Origin of the sequence: Micromonospora arborensis (assembly GCF_003205615.1) — a bacterium.
Lineage (GTDB): Bacteria > Actinomycetota > Actinomycetes > Mycobacteriales > Micromonosporaceae > Micromonospora > Micromonospora arborensis.
This window is the reverse complement of record NZ_PYBV01000123.1, coordinates 1-243: the sequence shown is the minus strand read 5'-3', so window position 1 is coordinate 243 and position 243 is coordinate 1. Positions and strand designations below refer to the sequence as shown.

1 pseudogene is annotated in these 243 nt (G+C 77.4%); it reads right to left on the bottom strand.

The window, feature by feature from the left end:
* A pseudogene (locus C7C45_RS34640) lies at positions 1-243 on the bottom strand (FAD-dependent oxidoreductase); the annotation flags it as partial.

The following is a 243-nucleotide window of genomic DNA, read 5'->3' as shown; positions in this document are numbered from 1 at the left end:
GGGGGGGGGGGGGGGCGACCGCGGCTCGCGAGTCGGAGACCGCCAGCTGGAAGGGGACCGGCGGGACGAGGAGGGGTGAGGAGTGGGGCCCGGCGGCGTCGGAGAGCGACGGGTCGACTGTGGGGGGCAGGTCCCACTCGATGGTCGGCTCCGCCGGCAGCGGCGCGGCCTGCACGTCCGCCCACATGGCGCGAGGCGCGGTCATCGGCGAGGTGGTGTGGCCGCCGACAAGCGATGCGGAGC